Raw genomic sequence first — 2435 nt, 5'->3', positions numbered from 1 at the left:
ACGACAATCGCACGACGGCCTTCCGCGTGCCGCGATCCGACCCCGCGGCGCGGCGCGTCGAAAACCGCATCCCGTCCTCCGATGCCAACCCCTATCTGGCGCTCGCCGCCTCGCTCGCCTGCGGGCTGATCGGCATGACGAAGAAGGAAACGGCTTCGGCGCCGGTGCTGACCACGGCCAATGAGGACGAGATCGACCTGCCGCGCAGCCTGCTCGAAGCCGTCGACCTGTTCGAGGGCGACAAGGAGCTCAGCGCCATCCTCGGGAAATCCTTCGCCGCAACTTACGCGGCGATCAAGCGAGCCGAGTTCGAGACCTTCATGGAAGTGATCAGCCCGTGGGAGCGGGAGTATCTGTTGCTGAATGTGTGAGAGAGCGAATAGCGAATAGCGAATAGCGAATAGAACAACACCAACTTCATTCCCTATTCGCTACTCGCTATTCGCTTTCCCTTACTGAAAAAGCCTCGCGTTCTGGCGAATCATGCCCTACCAATCCCCCATCTCCCCCGGCCGTTCCTGGTATGAGGACACTGTCGGGCCGCGTCCCGAATATCCGGCGCTTGACGGCGATCGGACCTGCGATGTCGTCATCATCGGCGGCGGCTTTACGGGACTTTCGGCGGCGGCGCATCTGGCCAAGGCGGGCACAAATGTGGTGCTGATCGAGGCGCACCGCTTGGGCGATGGCGCGTCGGGGCGCAATGGCGGCCAGCTCGGGACCGGCCAGCGCGCCTGGGCGGAGGAACTCGAGGACGAATACGGTCTCTCCCGCGCCAAAGCGCTTTTCGATCTCGCGGAAGAGGCAAAGACGCATCTGCTGGACTTCGCGGCAGCCAACCGGATCGAGATCGACTACATGCCGGGTCAACTGTCGGTGGCGCATAAGAAGCGTTATGTCGACGACTACAAGCGCCATGCCGAGATCATGGCGAGCCGCTTCGGCTATCCGCACATCGCCTTCATGAATGCCGGCGAGACCGCGGAGCGGCTGGGCTCGGCGCGCTATTTCGGCGGCACGCGTGATACCGGGACCGGGCACCTCCACCCGCTGAAACTGGTGATCGGCACGGCAAAAGCGGCGGCCACGGCCGGCGCGCATCTGTTCGAGCGGACGCCCTCGACCGGCATCGCCGCCAGCGGAGGAAAGGTGAGGGTCACCACCCCGAAAGGCACGATATCAGCCGAGAAATGCCTGATCGCGGTCAACGCCTATGGCGGCAATCTCGAGCCTGTCAGCGCCGCCCACATCATGCCGATCGGCTCCTTCATCGGCGCCACCGTGCCGCTCGGATCGTCCTCCAATGTTCTACCGGGAGGCGAGTCGGTGGACGATTCCCGCTTCGTCGTGCGCTATTTCCGCAGGTCGAAGGACGGCAGGCTTTTGTTCGGCGGCCGCGAGGTCTACGCCGTCAACGATCCGAAGGACATCCATATCCACATCCGCCGGCAGATCGCCGAGCTCTATCCGGCGCTCAAGGATGTCGAGATCACCCATGGCTGGGGCGGCTATGTCGGCATCACCATGCCGCGAAAACCCTTCGTGTGCGAGGTGATGCCGAACGTGATTTCCGTAGGCGGCTATTCCGGACACGGCGTCATGCTGTCGAACTTCTTCGGCAAACTTTACGCAGAGACGGTCGCCGGCAACCGCGACAGGCTGAAACTGATCGAGGATCTGAAGATTCCCGCTTTCCCGGGGGGCCGTCGTTTTCGCGCGCCACTGCTGTTCCTGGCGCTCAACTGGTTCGCGTTACGCGACCGGATTTGAGGGTCGAGCATCCCGGTGGAAGTGCTTGATTCGATGGAGAGCGCGTCTCCGCAGCACGTTGCAGAATCGTTAACAAATGCAGGAAATTTCGTAAAAAGGCGCACTCATGCCACAATCGCCGGCAAGAGATGCCGGTTCTGGGCGATAAAACGGGGATTTGCGCGGGCCTGCCCGCTGGAATTTCGGGACCGATGCCGATCAACCGCGACATGTCGCGGCAAGATCGAAAGAACGTCGGCCCGGTTGTTGGAGGTGGTCTAAGTGTATGAGCCCTTCAGTTTCGGCGCGCCGGAACGACGGCGCTTTGCAGTGCAGTTCGGCTATGACATGCGGCCTTCGTTCTGGCAGAGCCTGCAGTCGAACGCGCATCTGGTGATCGCGGCCGTCGGTACCGTGGCGCTGCTCGGCGTGGCGGGGGTGGCGCTTTGGCTGGCCCTGCCAGCCAATGAACGGCAGGCGATCGCAAGCGCGGAGCAGAGCGTGCCCGCGATTCCGGTCAAGACGACGAAGATCGCTCCGGCCGCGGCGAGCGCTGTCAGTGTCGCCGCCGCGCCGCAAGCCGCGCCCAAGGCAGACGCGGTTTCGCCTGTCGCCGCCACGCGCAAAGCCGCCATCCCGGCGCTGGCATCGAACAGCCCGCGCTGGACTGCCCCGGATGCGGCGGG

The 2435-nt window shown here is 63.5% G+C and carries 1 protein-coding gene and 2 pseudogenes; all 3 read left to right on the top strand.

All coding sequences use genetic code 11. The annotated features are described in order from the left end of the window. Nucleotides 1-371, top strand: a pseudogene (locus tag EOA38_RS33710) (glutamine synthetase); the annotation flags it as partial. 112 nt (nucleotides 372-483) lie between these two features. After that, a complete protein-coding gene (locus EOA38_RS33705) occupies nucleotides 484-1770 on the top strand; it encodes an FAD-binding oxidoreductase (protein WP_127301259.1) in 1287 nt (428 codons plus the stop codon). Between the two features lie 261 nt (nucleotides 1771-2031). Beyond that, a pseudogene (locus EOA38_RS33700) lies at nucleotides 2032-2435 on the top strand (SH3 domain-containing protein); the annotation flags it as partial.

Source organism: Mesorhizobium sp. M1E.F.Ca.ET.041.01.1.1, assembly GCF_003997355.1.
Classification (GTDB): domain Bacteria; phylum Pseudomonadota; class Alphaproteobacteria; order Rhizobiales; family Rhizobiaceae; genus Mesorhizobium.
The sequence above is the reverse complement of the archived record's forward strand: the minus strand, read 5'-3'. Positions and strand labels throughout refer to the sequence as shown.